Origin of the sequence: Streptomyces kebangsaanensis (assembly GCF_001906585.1) — a bacterium.
GTDB classification, from domain to species: Bacteria; Actinomycetota; Actinomycetes; order Streptomycetales; family Streptomycetaceae; genus Streptomyces; species Streptomyces kebangsaanensis.
The window spans coordinates 121,343-137,999 of sequence record NZ_JUJA01000157.1; the positions used below are offsets into that span (position 1 = coordinate 121,343).

The 16,657-nt window shown below is 73.1% G+C and carries 15 protein-coding genes; 8 read left to right on the forward strand and 7 right to left on the reverse strand.

Annotation, left to right across the window (positions count from 1 at the left end):
- The first annotated feature begins 38 nt into the window (after nt 1-38).
- From RH94_RS27710 to RH94_RS27730, 6 genes are all read left to right on the forward strand, one after another.
- Entirely contained in the window at nt 39-773 is a 735-nt protein-coding gene (locus tag RH94_RS27710) for a response regulator transcription factor (protein ID WP_073950959.1), read from the forward strand.
- Nucleotides 770-2,233, forward strand: a complete 1,464-nt coding sequence (locus tag RH94_RS27715) for a HAMP domain-containing sensor histidine kinase (protein WP_073950960.1) — start codon at nt 770-772, stop codon at nt 2,231-2,233. The genes RH94_RS27710 and RH94_RS27715 overlap by 4 nt, the downstream gene beginning before the upstream one ends.
- A gap of 115 nt (nt 2,234-2,348) precedes the next feature.
- The gene (locus tag RH94_RS27720; RefSeq protein WP_073950961.1) at nt 2,349-2,582 is read left to right on the forward strand and encodes a hypothetical protein; all 234 of its coding nucleotides are present in this window, start codon (nt 2,349-2,351) and stop codon (nt 2,580-2,582) included.
- A gap of 269 nt (nt 2,583-2,851) precedes the next feature.
- Nucleotides 2,852-4,064: ABC transporter ATP-binding protein (locus RH94_RS27725; protein ID WP_234426104.1), on the forward strand; the 1,213-nt coding region annotated here is incomplete at its 3' end.
- Between the two features lie 58 nt (nt 4,065-4,122).
- Nucleotides 4,123-4,500 carry an ATP-binding cassette domain-containing protein gene (locus tag RH94_RS44815; protein WP_267893405.1) on the forward strand — a complete coding sequence of 126 codons (378 nt, stop codon included), beginning with the start codon at nt 4,123-4,125 and terminating at the stop codon, nt 4,498-4,500.
- Entirely contained in the window at nt 4,497-5,393 is an 897-nt protein-coding gene (locus RH94_RS27730) for a serine/threonine-protein kinase (protein WP_073950962.1), read from the forward strand. Before RH94_RS44815 ends, RH94_RS27730 begins: the two co-directional genes overlap by 4 nt.
- Nucleotides 5,394-5,414: 21 nt before the next feature.
- Here the strand turns inward: RH94_RS27730 and RH94_RS27735 are convergent, their stop codons facing one another.
- A complete protein-coding gene (locus RH94_RS27735; protein ID WP_073950963.1) occupies nt 5,415-6,170 on the reverse strand; it encodes a hypothetical protein in 756 nt (251 codons plus the stop codon).
- A complete protein-coding gene (locus RH94_RS27740) occupies nt 6,160-6,747 on the reverse strand; it encodes an RNA polymerase sigma factor (RefSeq protein WP_073950964.1) in 588 nt (195 codons plus the stop codon). The genes RH94_RS27735 and RH94_RS27740 overlap by 11 nt, the downstream gene beginning before the upstream one ends.
- 221 nt (nt 6,748-6,968) lie before the next feature.
- Between RH94_RS27740 and RH94_RS27745 the strand changes: the two genes are divergently transcribed.
- Nucleotides 6,969-8,900 carry an NAD-binding protein gene (locus RH94_RS27745; RefSeq protein WP_073950965.1) on the forward strand — a complete coding sequence of 644 codons (1,932 nt, stop codon included), beginning with the start codon at nt 6,969-6,971 and terminating at the stop codon, nt 8,898-8,900.
- Between the two features lie 198 nt (nt 8,901-9,098).
- Here RH94_RS27745 and RH94_RS27750 read toward each other — a convergent pair whose 3' ends face one another.
- Nucleotides 9,099-10,934: a S9 family peptidase gene (locus RH94_RS27750; RefSeq protein WP_073950966.1), complete on the reverse strand. Its 1,836-nt coding sequence runs from the start codon at nt 10,932-10,934 to the stop codon at nt 9,099-9,101.
- A 122-nt stretch (nt 10,935-11,056) separates the two neighbouring features.
- On the opposite strand from RH94_RS27750, the gene RH94_RS27755 reads away from it, so the two are divergent.
- The gene (locus RH94_RS27755; RefSeq protein ID WP_073950967.1) at nt 11,057-11,839 is read left to right on the forward strand and encodes an SURF1 family protein; all 783 of its coding nucleotides are present in this window, start codon (nt 11,057-11,059) and stop codon (nt 11,837-11,839) included.
- Nucleotides 11,840-11,849: 10 nt separating this feature from the next.
- Here the strand turns inward: RH94_RS27755 and RH94_RS27760 are convergent, their stop codons facing one another.
- From RH94_RS27760 to RH94_RS27775, 4 genes are all read right to left on the reverse strand, one after another.
- The gene (locus tag RH94_RS27760; protein ID WP_324614318.1) at nt 11,850-12,932 is read right to left on the reverse strand and encodes a hypothetical protein; all 1,083 of its coding nucleotides are present in this window, start codon (nt 12,930-12,932) and stop codon (nt 11,850-11,852) included.
- Between the two features lie 104 nt (nt 12,933-13,036).
- On the reverse strand, nt 13,037-13,741 hold the full coding sequence (locus RH94_RS27765; protein ID WP_073950972.1) for a SigE family RNA polymerase sigma factor: 705 nt from the start codon (nt 13,739-13,741) through the stop codon (nt 13,037-13,039).
- 388 nt (nt 13,742-14,129) lie between these two features.
- Complete coding sequence (locus tag RH94_RS27770) at nt 14,130-15,194, reverse strand: aspartate-semialdehyde dehydrogenase (protein WP_073950974.1); 1,065 nt, start codon at nt 15,192-15,194, stop codon at nt 14,130-14,132.
- Nucleotides 15,191-16,468, reverse strand: coding sequence for an aspartate kinase (locus tag RH94_RS27775; protein WP_073950975.1), 1,278 nt, complete (start codon nt 16,466-16,468; stop codon nt 15,191-15,193). The genes RH94_RS27770 and RH94_RS27775 overlap by 4 nt, the downstream gene beginning before the upstream one ends.
- Between the last annotated feature and the right edge of the window lie 189 nt (nt 16,469-16,657).

Sequence of the window (16,657 nt, forward strand, 5' to 3'; positions counted from 1 at the left end):
CCTGCCATGAGCCCGAGCCACCCGAGGAACGACGACCGATGAGCCCCGCCGACGGCGACCGTGACCCCCAGCGCATCCTGATCGTCGACGACGAGCCGGCGGTACGCGAGGCGCTCCAGCGCAGCCTCGCCTTCGAGGGGTACGACACCGAGGTCGCCGTCGACGGCGCGGACGCGCTGGACAGGGCGAGCACGTACCGGCCCGATCTGGTGGTCCTCGACATCCAGATGCCCCGGATGGACGGCCTGACGGCGGCCCGCCGCATCCGCGGCACCGGCGACACCACCCCCATCCTGATGCTGACCGCCCGCGACACCGTCGGCGACCGGGTCACCGGCCTGGACGCCGGCGCGGACGACTACCTGGTCAAGCCGTTCGAGCTGGACGAGCTGTTCGCCCGCATCCGGGCGCTGCTGCGACGCAGCTCGTACGCGGCGGCCGTCGCGGGCGCGGCCCAGGAGGACGACGCCCTCACCTTCGCCGACCTGCGCATGGACCTCGCCACCCGCGAGGTCACGCGCGGCGGCCGGCAGGTGGAGCTGACCCGTACGGAGTTCACCCTGTTGGAGATGTTCATGGCCCATCCGCGCCAGGTGCTCACCCGTGAACAGATCCTGAAGGCGGTGTGGGGCTTCGACTTCGAGCCCTCGTCGAACTCCCTCGACGTCTACGTCATGTACCTGCGCCGCAAGACCGAGGCCGGCGGCGAGCCGCGTCTGGTGCACACCGTCCGCGGGGTCGGGTACGTGCTGCGACAGGACGGCGCCGAGTGAGGAAGGTCGTCCGCCGGTTCCGTACGCTGCCGATCCGCTCCCGCCTGGCGCTGCTGGTGGCGGCGGCGGTGGCGTTCGCGGTGGCGGCGGTCTCGCTCACGTGCTGGTTCATCGTGCAGGGCAAGCTGTACGACGAGGTCGACAACCGGCTGGCGAGTTACGGCAGGGTGACCGCGGGCACGGCGACGGCGCTGGCCGCCGACTGCACGCAGACGACGGACCACTCGCCGGGCGACATGCAGCGCACGATTCTCTACGTGCAGCTGGTGACGTCGCAGGGCAAATTCTGCGTGCAGGACCGCTCTCCGAGCGTGATCGAGGTCACGAACGTGGACAAGCGGGTGGCGGCCGCCCCGGATGTGCGCGAGCGCACCTTCCACACCACCACCGACGCACAGGGCAACAAGGTCCGTGTGCTGACCGTCGCCGTCCCGATGGGCCCCGGCCCCAATCCCCCGGCCTACCCGGGCATCGCCTTCATGCTCGGCCTCTCCCTCAAGGACACCGAGAACACCCTCGACGACCTGGCCCTGCTGCTCCTCGTCGTCTCCGGCGTGGGAGTCCTCGGTTCGGGCGCCGCCGGCCTCGCGGTCGCCCGGGCCGGACTGCGCCCGGTGGACAAGCTCACCGAGGCGGTGGAGCACGTGGCCCGCACCGAGGACCTGACGATCCGCATCCCCGTGGAGGACGACAGCGAGGACGAGATCGCCCGGCTGTCCCGCTCCTTCAACTCCATGACCTCGGCCCTCGCCAGCTCCCGGGACCTGCAGCAGCAGCTCATCGCGGACGCCGGCCACGAACTGCGCACCCCGCTGACCTCGCTCCGTACGAACATCGAGCTCCTCACCCGCAGCGAGGAGACCGGCCGCCCCCTCCCCGAGGCCGACCGCAAGGCGCTGCTCGCCTCGGTCAAGGCCCAGGTCACCGAGCTGGCCTCCCTGATCGGCGACCTGCAGGAGCTGTCCCGCCCGGAGGGGCAGCGGGGCGAACGGGTCCAGGTCGTCGCCTTCCACGACACCGTGGGGACGGCGCTGCGCCGGGCCCGGCTGCGCGGCCCGGAGCTGACCATCACGGCGGACCTGGCCCCCTGGTACGTACGGGCGGAGCCGTCCGCGCTGGAGCGGGCGATCGTCAACATCCTCGACAACGCGGTGAAGTTCAGCCCCGAGGGCGGCACGATCGAGATCGCCCTCGAACGGGGCGCCCTCACCGTCCGCGACCACGGCCCCGGCATCCCCGCCGACGACCTCCCCCACGTCTTCGACCGCTTCTGGCGCTCCCCCACCGCCCGCGCCCTCCCCGGCTCGGGCCTCGGCCTGTCCATCGTCGCCCGCACGGTCCGGCAGGCGGGCGGCGAGGTGACCCTGGCCCGGGCGGGGGGCGGCGGCACGGTGGCGACGGTGCGCCTCCCGGGCGCCCCCGTCCCCCCGCCGGAGGGGCCGTACGGAACGGGCGCCTGAGCGCCGGCGGGGCCCCGCACCGGAAGAAATTTTGTTGCATTTCGCCCGAAACGCCATCCCGATCCGGCCCTGCTCCGTATCCACTATGGAGACACATTCGAGCAGGAGGAATGCCATGGCGATCTTCAGTGCTCTCTTCCCCGCCCTGAACCGTGACCACGGTGGCGGCCACGGAGGCCGCAGTGGCCGCGGAGGCCGCGGAGGCTACGGCGGACGCGGAGGCTACAGCGGACGCGGAGGCTACGGCGGCTACGGCGGCTACGGCGGTTACGGCGGTTACGGCGGTTACGGCGGTTACGGCGGTTACGGCCGCGGTGGCTACAGCGGACGCGGCTACGGTCGCTACTGAGGGCGATCTTGGCCACCAGCGATTCAGGACGGAGCGGACCGGCACCCGAAGGAGCCGGTCCGTTCCGTCGGCATGCTCTGCGGCGCCTGCTGTCGGTGGGCGTGGAGTCGGAGGACGTGGTCGCGGCCGCCCCGCCGTTGTCCCTGCGCGAGGTGTTCCGGCGTTTCTGGCCCTACACCCGCGGCCGCCGGCACTGGATCCTGCCGCTCGTCCTGCTCAGTCTGGTGGGGCCCCTGATCGACGCGGCCGAACTGTGGCTGTTCAAGGTCGTGGTGGACGAGGTGCTCGTGCCGAGGGACCTCACGCCCTTCCTGTGGATCGGGCCGACGTACGCCGGACTCATCCTCCTCTCCGGCCTCCTGGGCATCGGCGACTCCTTGACGTCCGCCTACGTCAGCGAACGCTTCCTGCTCGCCCTGCGCTCCGACGTCTTCCGGCACGTCAAGGGGCTGTCGCCGGGGTTCTTCGAACGGCGGCGGCTGGGGGATCTGCTGTCGCGGATCACGGAGGACGTGGAAGCCATCGAGACGTTCCTGCTCTCGGGCGTCGTGGACGTGTTCTACAACCTGCTCCGGCTGGGCATCTTCCTCGGTCTGCTCTTCTACCTGAGCTGGGACCTCACCCTCCTCGCGATCGTCATCGTGCCGCTGTTCTGGGGCGCCGCCCGCCACTTCTCCCGGCTGATCAAGCAGGCGTCGCGGGAGCGCACGCGCCGCAGCGGCTCGCTCAGCGCGGTCGTCGAGGAGTCGCTGGGGAACGTGACCCTGGTCCAGGCGTACAACCGGCAGGACTGGGAGCAGGACCGCTTCGAGCGCGAGAACCTGGGCCGCTACCACGCCGTGATGACCTCGACGCGCATCCGGGCCTTCTACGGGCCGCTCGTGGAGTTCATCGAGGTGCTGGGCGGCCTCGCCGTCATGGGCCTGGGCACCTGGAAGCTGGCGCAGGGCCAGCTCACGCTGGGCGGACTGCTGGTCTTCCTGGCACTGATCGGCAAGCTCTACAGCCCGGTCCGTGACCTGTCCCGCCTCGGCCCCACCTTCTACGCCGCCTCCGCCTCCGCGGAGCGCATCGCCGAACTGCTCGACCAGCGGCCCCAGGTGTGCGACGCTCCGGGCGCCCGGCGGATCGGCCGGGCACGCGGCGAGGTCGAGTTCGACGGCGTGTCCTTCCACTACCCCGACATCTCCCGCTGGGCGCTGTCCGACGTGTCGTTCCGCGTCGGCCCCGGCGAGACGCTGGCGCTGGTGGGAGCGAGCGGCGCCGGGAAGTCCACGGTGGCCAAACTGCAGCTGCGGTTCTACGACCCCGACCGGGGCGCCGTCCGCCTCGACGGCGTCGACCTGCGGGAGCTGGTCCTGTCCGACGTGCGGGACAACGTCGCCGTGGTCCTGCAGGAGACGCTCGTCCTGCACGGCACGGTGCGGGAGAACATCGCCTACGGCCGGCCCGACGCGACCGACGCGGAGATCGTCGAGGCGGNGCCCGCGCCGCCGACGCCGACGAGTTCGTCCGGCTGCTGCCGGACGGCTACGACACCGTGGTCGGCCAGCGCGGCCGGATGCTGTCCGGCGGACAGCGCCAGCGCCTCGCCATCGCCCGTGCGATGATCAGGGACGCGCCCGTGCTGCTGCTGGACGAGCCCACCACCGGCCTGGACGCCGAGTCGGGCCGCCGGATCATGGACCCGCTGCGCCGCCTCATGGCCGGCCGGACGACCATCGTCATCTCCCACAACCTGCTCACGGTCCGCGACGCCACCCGGATCGTGGTGCTCGACCACGGCCGGGTCGTGGAGTCCGGGACCCACGACGACCTGTTCCTGCGCGGCGGCACGTACGCCCGGCTGCACCGGCTGCACGCCACGACCGCTCCCGCGCAGGCCGGCCCGCCACCGCAGGGCACGGTGTGGTCATGACCACCACCCGGACGGCTCCGGCACCGCCGCTGCCCGCGGGCACCCGGCCGGTACCGGGCTACGAGATCCTCGGGCACCTCGACCGCACCGCATGGCTGGACCTGTACGACTCCTGGAGCGAGGAGAGGGCCTGCCGGTGCGTCATCAAGGTGCTGCGCCCGGACCTTCGCGACGACACGGAACTGGCCGACCAGCTGCTGCGGGAAGGCCGGTGGCTGCGCGACTTCACCCACCCGCACCTGGTCCGCGCGTACGAGACCTTCGTGACGCCCGAGCCGCTCGTCGTCCAGGAGACGCTGACCGGGGAGACGCTCACGCACCTGCTGTACCGGCTGCGGCGCCGGCCGGCCGCCACCGACGTGGCGCTCCTCGGGGTGCAGCTGTGTTCCGCGGTCCACTACCTGCACGGCCGGGGCCTGCTCCACCTGGACATCAAGCCGTCCAACATCGTCGTGGAACGCGGGCACGCCAAGGTGCTCGACCTCAGTCTGGCCCGGCCGCCCGGGAGGGCGCCGCGCGGGGTGGGCACGCTCTGCTACCTCTCGCCGGAACAGGCGCGCGGCGACCCGCTGACGGCGGCGGCCGACGTGTGGGGCATCGGCGTCACGCTGTACGAGGTGGCCGGTGGTGACGTGCCCTTCCCCGGGGACGACAGCCTCGGGGACGACAGGGGGTCGTACGACCGCACCACGTACGACGGCACCACAGGCGACCACCGTTACCCGCAGATGGAGGCGGCGGCCCCGCCGATCACGTCCCTGCGGCGCCTGCCGCGCCCGCTCGCCGCGGTCATCGACGGCTGCCTGAGCCCGGACCCGGCGGACCGGCCCACGGTCGCCGGCCTGGCCGCAACCCTCACCGCGCTGCTGCCCGCCCTGCCCGCCCCCGCCTGACCGCCCCCGACTCGCGCCCGGCTACGTCTCGTCGGTGCCCGCGGCGAGGTGGGCCCTGGCCAGTACGGTGCCGTCGGGTGCCGTCACCCGGACGGCGGCCAGCGTCGCGGGGTCGACGGCGGCCGGGCCGCCCCAGGAGCCGCGGCCGCCGCGCAGGGTGAACTCACCGGCGCGGACCGTGGTGCCGTTCTTGTCCACCAGCAGGCAGGAGACCTTCCCGTCGTGGGACGTGCTGTTCCCGGGAAGGTCGACGGTCATGTAGATCCAGCCCGGGGAACCCCGGTGGGCGTAGATCTCACCGGCCGGTTTGCCGGCCGCGCCGGCGGAGACGAGCCCGCCCCACAGCATGCCCGTCCCGGCGGTGGCCGGGGCCGGCCGGGCCAGGGTGTCCTCGATCGCCGTGCCGATCGCCCAGCCGCCGAATCCGATGGCGAGGACGAGCACGCCCGAGACAGCGGCGACCTGCGGCCGTATCCGGCCGAGGGCTCTCCGGCGCGGGAAGCCGGAACCGCGGGCGCGCGAGGGCCCTTCGCGCCCCGCCGCCTCCTGCGTCAGCGCCTGCGCGACCCGGCTCTCGAACCCGACCGGCGGCTCGCCGCAGGGGAGCAGCCCGATCAGCCGGTCGCCCACGAAGGTCAGCTGACGGACGTACTCCCGGCAGTCCGCGCACTCCTCCAGGTGTGCCACGGCGCCCGCCCGCTGCCGGCCCGGCAGCACGCCGAGCGCGATCTCGGCGCCGATCTCGCGCAGCTCCTCGCAGGTGAGCTCACTGGGCATTGTCCCCTCGCTGGAAGGAAGCGAGCGTGGTCCGCAGCTTTCCCATCCCCGTCCTGATCCGCGTCTTGGCGGTGCCCAGCGGGATGTGCTCCCACTCGGCGACCTGCTGGGCGGTCATGCCGTAGATGCCTGCCATCACCAGGGCGCGGCCCTGTTCGGGCGGCAGCTCTGCCATGGCGGCACGCAGCCGGGAGGACGCCTCGTCGGCCAGCGCGTACCGCTCGGGAGTCTCGCTGACGACGTCCAGGATCGCGTCGAGGTCCTCCGGCGCGACCGGCTCCGGACGCCGCGAGCGGACGGCGTCGACGGCCAGGTTGTGGGCGATCGTGGTCAGCCAGGTGGTGACCGATCCACGCCGCGAGTCGTAGATCTGCGCATGGCGCCATGCCCTTTCGAACGTCTGCTGGGCGACGTCCTCGGCGAGCTGCGGATCCCCGGTGACCGCGACGGCCACACCGTAGACCCGGTGCTGGAACCTCCGGACGAAACCGACGGCGAGCTCCGGGTCCCCGGTGGCCAGCCCGGACAGCAGAGCCTCGTCCGGAAGGCGGCCCACCGGGAACCGGAACTTCGACACATCCGTATATACGGCCCACCCCCGCCCGGGGATTGCCCGATCAAAACGGAATCCCATAATCCGATTCTTGCGCCGGTCCGCCCTCCTCGCCTGCCGTGCCCGCTCCGGCGGCCGGTGGCGGCGGGGGGAAGCGTGGAACCACCCGCCCCGGTAGGGCAGTCTTCTCCCTCGTGGGGAGCGTTCCGTATCAGGGTGGCGCACCGGGGGTCACGGGCGCGCACATGGTGGTGTGCGGGGACGACGGGCTCGCGCACCGTCTGGCCGCCGAGCTGCGGGAGGTGTACGGCGAGCAGGTGACACTGGTCGTGCCGCCGTCCGAGCGCACGGCGCGACCGCCGGTGGTGGGCCGGGCCCGTACCGCGTCGGCACTGCTGGACCGGGTGGTGAGCGCGGCGGTCAACCGGACGGGCGGCAACGGCGCCGGTGGTGGGTCAGGCCAACCGGGCGGCGCCGACCGGCAGTTGGAGGCAGCCGAGCTGACCGAGGCGGTGTTCGCGGACGCCGGTGTGGAGCGGGCGGCGGCACTGGCCCTGGTGTACGAGGACGACGAGACCAACATCCGCGCCGCCCTCACCGCCCGCCGCCTCAACCCGCGGCTGCGGCTCGTCCTGCGCCTGTACAACCGGCGGCTGGGCCAGCACATCGAGGGACTCCTCGACCAGGCCGCCGCGCTGGCGACCCGGGACGGCGAGGCGGTACCGGGCGGGGGCGCGCTGTACCCGGACGCGTCCACGACCGTGCTGTCCGACGCGGACACGGCCGCGCCCGCCCTGGTCGCCAGCGCCGTCGCCGGCACCAGCAAGGTCGTCCAGACCGACCGGCTGCTGCTGCGCGCGGTGGAACGGCAGCCGCCCGCGCCGGGCCGGGTCGCCGACCCCGGGCTGTGCACCCTGGCGCTGCTGTCCACGACGAGCAGCGACCCGGCCGGTGCGGACGGCTCCGAGGACAGCGGGGAGCAGGGGCCGCAGCTGCTGCCGGACGAGGCGGCGGTACGGGCGGCCACGGGGCGCGGGACCGTGGTGCTGGAGCAGGTGTCGTACGCCGCCGGTCCGCCGCTGTCCGCCGCCCGCGCGGTCGCGGCCGCCGTACCGCCGCTGGCGTCGCTGTTCTCCCGGCGGCTGCGGTGGACGGTGGCGGGGCTGGTGGCGTGCGTGTTCGCGCTCGCGGTGGCGTTGTGGGTGGTGACGGAGGTGCATCCGCTGGGCGCCCTGTACCTGACGCTGCTCGACCTGTTCGCCATCGACGACCCCGCGCTGGGCGAGCCGGTCGGGCGGCAGGTGCTGCAGCTGCTGTCCGGGCTGGTGGGGCTGTTGCTGCTGCCGGTGCTGCTGGCGGCGGCGCTGGAGGCGCTGGGCACGTTCCGGTCGGCCGCCGCGCTGCGCAAGCCGCCGCGCGGGCTGGGCGGGCACGTCGTGCTGCTGGGGCTGGGGAAGATCGGCACGCGGGTGCTGACGCGGCTGCGGGAGCTGCGGATCCCGGTGGTGTGCGTGGAGGCCGACCCCGAGGCGCGCGGGATCGCGACGGCGCGGCGGCTGCGGGTGCCGGTGGTGCTCGGGGACGTCACGCAGGAGGGTGTGCTGGAGGCCGCGAAGATCCACCGCGCCCACTCGCTGCTCGCGGTGACCAGCGCGGACACGACGAACCTGGAGGCCGTGCTGTACGCGCGGTCCGTACGGCCCGATCTGCGGACGATGCTGCGGCTGTACGACGACGACTTCGCGACCGCGGTGTACCGCACGCTGCGGGCGGCGCACCCGCGGGCGCTGACGCGGAGCCGGAGCGTGTCGCACCTGGCGGCGCCCTCGTTCGCCGGGGCGATGTTCGGGCGGCAGGTCCTGGGGGCGATTCCCGTGGAGCGGCGGGTGCTGCTGTTCGCGTCCGTGGACGTGGGCGGGCACGCGCGGTTGGAGGGCCGGACGGTGGCGGAGGCCTTCCGGGCGGGGTACTGGCGGGTGCTGGCGCTGGAGGTGGGGGTGGCCGGTGGGGGACCCTCCGGGGGATCGGCCAGGGAGCCGGCCGGAGGGTCGGAGCTGGTGTGGGACCTTCCCTCCACGTACGTCCTCCGGGCCGAGGACCGCGTGGTCCTCGCGGCGACCCGGCGGGGGCTGGCGGAGCTGCTGGGGCGCCGGTCCCGGGAACGGACGGGGACGTAGGGGGTGGGCCGGGTGGGGGTGCGGGCCGGGTGAGGGTACGGGTCGGGTGAGGGGGCGGGCCCGTGGGGTGCGGGCTTCGGGGTTTCGCCCCCGCCGCCCTTGCCCGTTCCCGTCCCCCAGGGGCTTCGCCCCTGGACCCGAGCGGGGGCTCCGCCCGCCCCGCACCCCCGGCCCGGGCTCACGCCCCGTGCCTCACCCTCACTTCGGCAGGTGGCGGTCCGCGAAGTCGAGTTCCAGGCGGATTTGCTTGATGCGTTCGTCCACGACCAGGGAGCCGTGGCCCGCGTCGTAGCGGTAGACCTCGTGGACGGCGCCGCGGGCCTGGAGGCGCTTGACGTAGTTCTCGATCTGGCGGATGGGGCAGCGGGGGTCGTTGACGCCGGCGGAGATGTAGACCGGGGCCTCGACCCGGTCGACGTAGGTGAGGGGGGAGGACGCCTCGAAGCGTTCCGGGACCTCCTCGGGGGTGCCGCCGAGCAGGGTGCGGTCCATGGCCTTCAGGGCTTCCATCTCGTCGTGGTACGCCGTGACGTAGTCGGCGACCGGGACCGCCGCGATGCCCAGGGTCCAGGCGTCCGGCTGGGTGCCGAGGCCGAGCAGGGTGAGGTAGCCGCCCCAGGAGCCGCCGGTGAGGATCAGGCGGTCGGGGTCGGCGAGACCCGAGGTGATCGCCCACTCGCGGACCGCCGCGATGTCCTCCAGCTCGATCAGGCCCACCCGGTGCTTGAGGGCGTCGGTCCACGCGCGGCCGTAGCCCGTGGAGCCGCGGTAGTTGACGCGGACCACCGCGTAGCCGTGGTCGACCCAGGCGGCCGGACCCGCGGCGAAGGAGTCGCTGTCGTGCCAGGTGGGGCCGCCGTGGATGTCGAAGACCGTGGGGAGGGGGCCGGTGGCGCCCTCCGGCTTCTGGACCAGGGCGTGGATGCGGCCGCCGGGGCCCTCCACCCATACGTCCTCCACCGGGACCGAGCCCGGGGACCTCATGCCGGGCGGGTCCAGGACCACCCCGCCGCTCGTCGAACGCACCGCCGACGGCTCGGCCGCCGAGGACCACAGGTACTCCACGCTGCCGTCCGGGCGGGCGGACGCCCCGGAGACGGTGCCGGGCGGCGTGGGGATCCTCGTCAGCTCGCGGGCGGCCAGGTCGTAGCGGAACAGCTCGCTGCGGGCCTCGAAGCTGTGCGCGACCAGCAGGCCGGTGCCGTCCGGGTACCACTCCGCGCTCACGTCGCCGGGCAGGTCCAGGGCCAGGTCCGTCTCCTCGCCCGTCGTCACGTCCCAGACCAGGGGCTCCCAGCGGCCCCGCCGCTGGTGGCCGACGAGCAGCCGCGCGTCCCCCTCGACCGGGGCGAAGCCCAGCACCTCCAGGCCCAGCTCGACCGTCCCGCCCTTGGTGTCGTCCAGCTCGGCGACCGTCGTACCGTCCGCGCGCAGCACGCGCAGCGCCGAGTGCATCGCGTCGCCGTGCTCCGTGTGCTCGACGGCGATCAGCGTGCCGTCGTGCGAGAGGTCGCCCACACCCGCCGACTCGCGGTGCCGGTAGATCTCCACCGTCGCCTCGCCCTCGCGGGCCAGGTGGATGGTCGTGCCCTCCTCGTCCGTCGACCGGCCCACGACCGCCGTCCGCCCGTCCCGCCCGATCGCCAGCCCCGCCGGGTACGACGCCCCGAGACCGGGCACGGCCGCCTCGTCGGCCCCGCCCTCGAAGGCCTGCCGCCGCCAGACGCCGAACTCGTCGCCGTCCTTGTCGTCGAACCACCAGATCCAGCGCCCGTCCGGCGAGAGCACGCCGTCCGTCGTACCGTTCGGCCGGTCGGTCGCCTGCCGCTGCTCACCCGTCGCCCGGTCCCAGGCGTACAGCTCGTACGTCCCCGTCGCGTTCGACACGAACAGGGAGCGCTCCGGTGCGTCCTCCGCCCAGTCCGGCAGCGACACGCGGGGCGCGCGGAAGCGCTTCTCCCAGTCCGGCATCTCCTCGATGAGCGCCCGCCGGTCGAGCTGCTGCGGCGAGTCGGACCCGTTGCTCTCAGTCATGACCCCATACTGCCTGGTCCCACCCGCGCCGCGCCGACCAGTCTCCCCAGCCTGTGGAAAAAGTGGCCCGCCGGGCCACCCCGCGGCCGGGGTGGGGCGCGCGGCACCGTACCGTTGAGGGCGTGTACCGGTTTCTGCTGACGCCCCGCTGGTGGGGCATCAACGTCTTCGCGCTGCTCGCCATCCCCTTCTGCGTCTTCATGGGCTCGTGGCAGCTGGGCCGGTTCGAGGCGCGGGTGCAGGACCACCGGACCGCGAGCGAGCAGGCCGCCACCTACCGCGAGGAGGCGCCGCGCCCGCTGGACGAGCTGCTGCCGGTGGACAAGCGGACCTCCGGCATGCAGACCACCGCGACCGGCCGGTACGGCGAGCAGCTGCTGATCCCCGACCGCGAGCTGGACGGCAGGCGCGGGTACTACGTGCTGACGCTGCTGCGCACCGGCTCCGGCAAGGCGCTGCCGGTCGTACGCGGCTGGCTGCCGGGCGACGCGGACGCCGTGAAGGCCCCGGCGCCGCCCGCGGGCGAGGTCACGGTCACCGGTGCGCTGCAGGCGTCCGAGACGCCGGGCGACAACGGGGTCAGCGCCCGCGGCGGACTGCCGTCCGGGCAGACCGCCGCGATCAGCGCGGCCTCGCTGGTGAACATCGTCCCCTACGACGTCTACGACGCCTGGGTCACGCTCAACCGGGGCGACTCCGGGATGACGGCGGTGCCGGCGAAGGCGCCGACCAACACCGGGCTGGACCTGAAGGCGTTCCAGAACCTCGGCTACACCGGTGAGTGGTTCGTCTTCGCCGGGTTCGTGGTCTTCATGTGGTTCCGGCTGGTCCGGCGCGAGGTGGAGGCGGCACGGGACGCGGAGCTCGGGCTGGAGGCCGAGGAGGAGCGCGTCGCGGCGGTGTGAGCCGGGTCCGCTACGGCGCCGCCAGCACCCCCGTGCGGTAGACCGTCCCCGCGCACGCGTTGGACACCGTCGCCGACACCGCCGGTGAGCCCGCCTCCGTCGTGTAGGAGACCACCACACTGCCGTCGGCCGGGCCGTCCGCCCGGAACGCCTGGGGCGTGAAACCGGAGTCGCCGGCGGTGGTCGTCGCGCCCGTGGTGCCCGTGCTCCCCGTGGTACCCGTACTCCCCGTGGTACCCGTGCCCTGGCTCGGGGTCGGGTCGGGCGAGGGCCCGTCGGTCTCGCTGTCGCCGGGGCTGCCGCCGCCGGTGGTGGGACAGGTCTGGGAGGGCACCCAGGCGAACTTCACCTCGTACGCCGCACCGGGCGGCAGCCGCAGTCCCGGCGCCTCCGTGGAGGGGTCGGGCAGACCGGCCGCCGCGTCGCCCGGGACGTGGCGGGTCACGCCGATCCGGGTGGCGTCGGCCGCGCCCTGCGCGAGGGCGCTCACCCCGCCCGGGCCGCCGACCGCGCAGCTCCTGGACGAGACGTTCACGACGCGGAAGGTGCCGTGGACGACACCGGCCGAGTCCGGGGCCCCGACCGTGGCGGTGGCGGAACCGAGCTGGGAGGCCGTGCACGCGGACGTGCCGCCGCCGGAGTCGGCCGAGGGGCTGCCCGGGCCTCCGACGGGACCGCTGCCGGTGCCCGTGCCGTCCTTCCGGCCGTCCTTGCCGCCGCTTCCGTCCTTGTCGGCGGTCTTGCCCGAGGAGCCGCCGATGGCGCTCTCGCCGCCGTCCGGCTCCTTGCCCCGGCCCGTGTCGTCCTGCGCCTCGGAGGCCTGGCCGGCGATGGCCGGCCTGGCGTCGGAGTCGGCGGACCGGGAGACGTGCACGAGGGCGGGGACGGCGGTGCACACGAACAGGGCGGCGGCCGCCATGCCGACGGCGGCCTGGCGCTTGCGGGCACGCCGGGCCGGGACCGCGCGCCGCAGGTGCTCCAGCGTGCCGTCGCGCGGCTCGACGTCCTGGACAGCCTGGTGCAGCATCCTGCGCAGTTCCAGCTCGTCCGGGTCGAGCCCGTCGGAGCCCAGTTCGCCGAAGCTGTCGTTCACGGTTCCGTTCCCAGCGTGCGATTGCGTGTGCTCGTGCTCATGTTGCGGCGTCGGCTCCTGCTCGGCGCGGGGCTCGTGCGCGGGGCGCCCCTCGTCCTTCTCCCTCATGTCCGCGCCCCCATCGCGACCCGCAGCGCCGCGATGCCCCGTGAGCCGTACGCCTTGACCGATCCGAGCGAGATCCCCAGGGTCTCGGCGACCTGCGCCTCGGTCATGTCCGCGAAGTAGCGCAGCACCAGGACCTCGCGCTGGCGGCGCTGCAGACCCTTCATCGCCTTGATCAGGGAGTCGCGCTCCAGCTGGTCGTAGGCGCCCTCCTCGGCGCTCGCCATGTCCGGCATCGGCTTGGACAGCAGCTTCAGGCCGAGGATGCGGCGGCGCAGGGCCGAGCGGGAGAGGTTGACGACCGTCTGCCGCAGGTAGGCGAGGGTCTTCTCCGGCTCGCGGACGCGCTTGCGGGCGGAGTGGACGCGGATGAACGCCTCCTGGACGACGTCCTCGCAGGAGGCGGTGTCGTCGAGGAGCAGGGCGGCCAGACCCAGCAGCGAGCGGTAGTGCGTGCGGTAGGTCTCGGTGAGATGGTCGACGGTGGTGCCGGCCGCCACGGCCTCCTCGGTGCCGTCACGCTGACCGGGTATGCGGGCGGGCCGCGCGGCGGGCATGGGCGCGATCACCGGAATGCCGCCGGGCGCGCCGGGCACGCGAGGACGGAGCGCCGCGCGTGCCGGCCGCAGGGCCGTGCCGCGGGTCGCCGCTGGGGATGTCCCCCGCTCGAAGAGCCTGGGGGAGAAGTCGAGAACCTCTGCCACGCCAGTTGGACACGTCTACCCCCGCCGGGGTTGTACGCGCCGGGCATCACTTTTGCGTCGTACGACGCGTCCGGCACCGATCTCGCGGCAGGCGGCACGACAGAACGTGCCTCATATGCCCTCATGCGTCCCGCTCATCCCCTATGCCTGAATCACCGGGACGTCCCCACGCCCCGCAGTGTCCCCACGCCCCCGAAGGGCGACGGCAAAGACGCTCCCCGCCCTTGGCGCGGTTGCGCAGGACGGGGAGAGAAACCTTCCGCCACCGAGACGGCACGGATCAACTGGTCCGGACCACTGGCCGAACCATGATTTTCACATGGATCCTACAAATAAAGCAGGGGGTGGCCACGGGATTTCCGTCACCGGCCCGGTTCCGCGACAGGAGTCACGGCGCTGTGAACGACGCCTCCGCGGCCACCAGTTCCGCGATCTGCGCCGTGTTGAGCGCGGCGCCCTTGCGCAGGTTGTCGCCGCACACGAAGAGCTCCAGCGCGGTGGGGTCGTCCAGCGCCCGGCGCACCCGCCCGACCCATGCCGGATCGGTGCCCACCACGTCGGCGGGCGTGGGGAACTCGCCCGCGGCCGGGTCGTCGTACAGCACCACCCCGGGCGCCGTGGCGAGGATCTCCCGTGCCCGGTCGACGGTGACCTCGTCCTCGAAGCGGGCGTGCACCGTCAGGGAGTGCGCGGTGACCACGGGCACGCGTACGCAGGTCACGGCGACCGGCAGCCGCGGCAGGCCGAGCACCTTGCGGGACTCGTCCCGCAGCGCCATCTCCTCCGACGACCAGCCGTCGTCGCACAGCGTCCCGGCCCACGGCACCACGTTCAGCGCCACCGGCTCCGGGAACGGCCCGGTGTCGTCCCCGACCGCCCGCCGTACGTCGCCGGGTCCGGTCCCCAGCTCCGTACCCGCCACCAGGGACAGCTGCCGGCGCAGCGTCTCCACGCCCGCGCGTCCGGCCCCGCTGACCGCCTGGTACGAGGAGACGACCAGCTCGCGCAGGCCGAACTCGGCGTGCAGCGCGCCCAGCGCCACGATCATGGACAGGGTGGTGCAGTGCGGGCTGGAGACGATCCCGCGCGGGCGCCGTCGCGCCGCGTGCGGGTTGACCTCGGGCACGACGAGCGGTACGTCCGCGTCCGTGCGGAAGGCCGCGGAGTTGTCCACGACGACCGCGCCCCTGGCCGCCGCCACCGGCGCCCACCGCTCGGCGACCTCCGCGGGGACGTCGAACAGGGCGACGTCCACCCCGTCGAAGGCGTCCTCGGTGAGCGCGACCACCTCGACCTCCTCGCCGCGCACGGCCAGCTTGCGGCCGGCCGAGCGCGGCGAGGCGATCAGACGGATCTCGCCCCAGATGTCCGCGCGCTGGGACAGGATCGTGAGCAGGACCGTGCCGACGGCTCCGGTCGCTCCCACGACCGCGAGCGTCGGTCGGCCGGTCATCGCCCGGTGCCTCCGTAGACGACGGCCTCGTCACTGTCGGAGTCCAGCCCGAAGGCGGTGTGCACGGCGCGCACGGCCTCCGGCACGTCGTCCTTGCGGGTGACGACCGAGATACGGATCTCGGAGGTCGAGATCAGCTCGATGTTCACGCCCGCGTCGGACAGCGCGGTGAAGAAGTCGGCCGTGACGCCGGGGTTGGTCTTCATGCCCGCGCCGATCAGGGAGATCTTGCCGATCTGGTCGTCGTAGCGCAGGGAGTCGAAGCCGATGCCGGACCGGTTCTTCTTCAGCGCGTCGATGGCCTTGCGGCCCTCCGCCTTGGGCAGCGTGAAGGAGATGTCCGTCAGGCCGGTGGAGGCGGCGGACACGTTCTGCACGACCATGTCGATGTTGATCTCGGCATCGGCGATCGTACGGAAGATGGAGGCGGCCTCGCCGGGCTTGTCGGGCACGCCGACGACCGTGATCTTGGCCTCGGAGGTGTCGTGTGCGACACCGGAGATGATGGCCTGCTCCACCTTCTTGTCCCCTTGCTGAATCGGCTCGCTGCTGACCCACGTGCCGCGCAGCCCGCTGAAGGAGGAGCGGACGTGGATCGGGATGTTGTACCGGCGGGCGTACTCCACACAGCGGTGGAGCAGCACCTTGGACCCGGAGGCGGCCAGTTCGAGCATGTCCTCGAACGAGATCCAGTCGATCTTCCGGGCCTTCGTCACCACACGCGGGTCGGCCGTGAACACGCCGTCGACGTCGGTGTAGATCTCGCACACCTCGGCGTCGAGGGCGGCCGCGAGCGCCACGGCGGTGGTGTCGGAGCCGCCGCGCCCCAGCGTGGTGATGTTCTTGCCCTCCTGGCTGACACCCTGGAAACCGGCGACGATGGCGATGTTGCCCTCGTCCAGCGCGGTCCGGATGCGGCCGGGCGTGACATCGATGATCCGGGCTTTGTTGTGGACCGAGTCGGTGATGACACCTGCCTGGCTGCCGGTGAACGACTGGGCCTTGTGACCCAGGTTTTTGATCGCCATGGCCAGCAGTGCCATGGAGATCCGCTCTCCGGCGGTCAGCAGCATGTCGAGCTCGCGCCCGGCAGGCATCGGGGAAACCTGCTCGGCGAGATCGATCAGCTCGTCCGTCGTGTCGCCCATCGCGGAAACGACCACGACAACGTCGTTGCCGTTTCTCTTCGCTTCCACGATTCGCTTGGCGACGCGCTTGATGCCCTCGGCATCGGCTACGGAGGAGCCTCCGTACTTCTGCACGACAAGGCCCACGTGCGCTCCTCGCTCAGTCCGTGTCTCCCGCACATACGCAGATGCGGTGCGGTCGGCTCAGTCTATCGAGCGTCCGAATTTCCCCTCCGCGATACCGCATCGTGAGATACCCGCCGCCCGCTTTCCAGGACGGCTCATGCCCCAGCACGCGGAACGCCACGCGAAAAGTGGGAAGGGTCACAGGGAGGG